Source organism: Gemmatimonas sp., from assembly GCF_044345575.1.
Taxonomy (GTDB): Bacteria; Gemmatimonadota; Gemmatimonadetes; order Gemmatimonadales; family Gemmatimonadaceae; genus Gemmatimonas.
In genome coordinates, this window is record NZ_JBIJAW010000426.1 from 1 (window position 1) to 2,602 (window position 2,602).

Sequence of the window (2,602 nt, forward strand, 5' to 3'; positions counted from 1 at the left end):
CCCAGAACTCGTTGCCCACGACACGGCCGGCCGTTAGGCGCAACTGTTTCACGAGCTCTCGTCGCAGCTCGACCGAGGCCCCGTTGATGGTGCGCACCACGAGCCGGGCCGAGTCCTGCTGCACGATACGCCCGTAGAGCATGGAGCCATCGGTAAGCCGGATTTCGTGAATGGCGGTGCTATCGGCTGAAGCGACAGACGCGGACTGGGCCGCTGCGTCTCGCCCCACCATGATGAAGGCGCAGACGACCACCAGTCGAACGAACGAAGCCATGGAGCACATGGTCGGTCCCGTGTTGAGGAGTCGCACGATACGTACGAACAGTTGCCTACGCCCGCGGATGCGCCTGCCGGTACACCTTCTTGAGTCGATCCACGCTCGTGTGCGTGTAGATCTGCGTGGTGCTGATGCTGGCGTGGCCCAGCAGTTCCTGCACAGCGCGCAGGTCGGCCCCGGCATCGACCAGATGGGTGGCGAACGTGTGTCGCAGGGAGTGCGTGCTGAGGTCGGCCCCTTCCCCCACAGCGTCGAGAAGCGTCACCATGGCATGCTGCACCGCGCGCGCACTGATGCGCGTGCCGCGCTCGCTCAAGAACACGGCGCCGCGAGCAAGCCGCCCGGCCTTGACCCCGCCAAGCTGCTGCATGAGCGCATCGCGCTTCACGAGATAGTTGCGCAGGGCGCGCTGTGCATGATCCCCGAGCGGGACGATGCGTTCCTTGCGCCCCTTGCCGCGCACCTTCACCTGCTGCGACACGAGATCGAGATCCTGCAGATCGACCCCGCACAACTCGCTGAGGCGCAGCCCGCTCGAGTAGAACAGCTCGAGCATCGCAAGGTTGCGCACGTCGGTGAACTCGAGGCTTTGCGCTCGTGTTGCCGCGTGCTGCAGTAGCGTCTCCGCCTGTTGGCGATCCAGATACGCGGGGAGTGTGCGCGGCAGCCGCGGTGAGCCCACGGCACGCGCCGGATTTACATCCACCCGTTCGTCACGGTGCATCCAGCGATAGAAGCTTCGCACCGCGCTCAACTGTCGGGCGATGCTGCGCTTGGCGAGGCCACGACGGGTGAGATGCGCCATGTAGCCGCGGATGCTGGTCCGTGACAGCTCGTTCCAGTCCCACCCCTGTTCGCCGTGCGTCTGCGCCAACCAGGTGGAGAACTCGCGCAGATCGCGCGAGTAGGCGGACAAGGTGTTAGGCGAAAGATCGCGTTCCTTCTCGAGATGGACGAGAAACTCGCCGATCTCGGTGGGAAGCGGAACCGCCGCCGGTGCGTCGCTCACGCGGCGCCGACTACACCCAGCGCGTGCGCCTCGCGCCAGGCCATCATGTGCGCGAGTCCGCGCTCGGCGAAGAGCTCGCGCTTCTTCGTCTTGTCCTTCAGCACTTTGGCCGGCACGCCCTCGAGATCATCGAGCAAACCGAAGTTGGCGTTCATGGGCTGGAAGTGCTTCGGGTCGGCCTCGCGCAGATAGCGATAGAGCGCGCCCATCATCGTGGTGGGCGGCGGTACCACGGGCTCCTCGCCGTGCAACATGCGCGACAGGTTGATGCCGGCGAGCAGGCCGGTGGCGCTGCTCTCGGTATAGCCTTCCACGCCGGTGATCTGTCCGGCGAAGAGCGTCGTCGACGCATCGCGCAGCGACAGATGCGGCGTGAGCGCAGCCGGGGCGTTCACATACGAGTTGCGATGGATGCTCCCAAAGCGCAGAAATTCCGCTTCCGCGAGCCCCGGAATGAGGCGGAACACCCGCGCCTGCTCCGGAATGCGCAACCGCGTCTGGAACCCCACCAGGTTCCACATGCGGCCCGCCCGATCTTCCATGCGCAACTGCGCCACCGCCCACGGCTTGCTGTCGTTGCGCGGATCGCGCAGCCCGATGGGCTTCATGGGGCCGAAGCGCAGCGTCTCGCGCCCGCGACGCGCCATCTCTTCCACGGGCATGCACCCCTCGAAGTACGGCACGGCGTCGAACTCATGTGCGGTGAACTGGTCGGCCGTGGTCAGCGCGTCGATGAACGCTTCGTACTCGTCACGCGTGAATGGGCAATTGAGATACGCGCCCTCCTCGCTCGCCCCTTCCATCGTTTCCTTGCCCCAGCGCGACTGCCGGAACGCAATACCCTGATCGATGGATTCGAAGCTCACCACCGGCGCGATGGCGTCGTAGAAGGCCAGTGACTCCACCCCAAGACGCGCGCGAATGCGCTCCGCCAGCGCATCGCTCGTGAGCGGGCCGGTGGCCACGATTCCCACCTCGGGGAGCTCGCTCACCTCTTCGCGCGACACCGTGATGCGCGGGTGCGCGTGCACGCGGTCGTGCACGGCCTGCGAGAAGATTTCGCGATCGACCGTAAGCGCGCTGCCACCGGGCACGCGCGCCTCGTCGGCGCAGGTAAGAATGAGCGAACCGAGCGTGCGCATCTCGGCCTTGAGCAGTCCGTGCGCGTTGGACGGCTCGGTGCTCTTGAACGTATTGGAGCACACGAGCTCGCCGAGCTTCTCCGTGCGGTGCGCAGCCGTGCCGCGCACGGGGCGCATCTCATGAATGACGACCTCGTGGCCGCGCTCGGCCAATTGCCATGCGGCCTCGCTACC

The 2,602-nt window shown here is 66.1% G+C and carries 3 protein-coding genes; all 3 read right to left on the minus strand.

The features are described 5' to 3' along the window. The coding region (locus tag ACIQ6O_RS16170) for a hypothetical protein (RefSeq protein ID WP_396208801.1) at positions 1-274 on the minus strand (274 nt) is incomplete at its 3' end. 55 nt (positions 275-329) lie between these two features. Further along, positions 330-1,286, minus strand: a complete 957-nt coding sequence (gene xerC, locus ACIQ6O_RS16175) for a tyrosine recombinase XerC (RefSeq protein ID WP_396208802.1) — start codon at positions 1,284-1,286, stop codon at positions 330-332. Then, the coding region (gene trmFO, locus ACIQ6O_RS16180) for a methylenetetrahydrofolate--tRNA-(uracil(54)-C(5))-methyltransferase (FADH(2)-oxidizing) TrmFO (protein ID WP_396208803.1) at positions 1,283-2,602 on the minus strand (1,320 nt) is incomplete at its 5' end. The genes xerC and trmFO, both read right to left, overlap by 4 nt.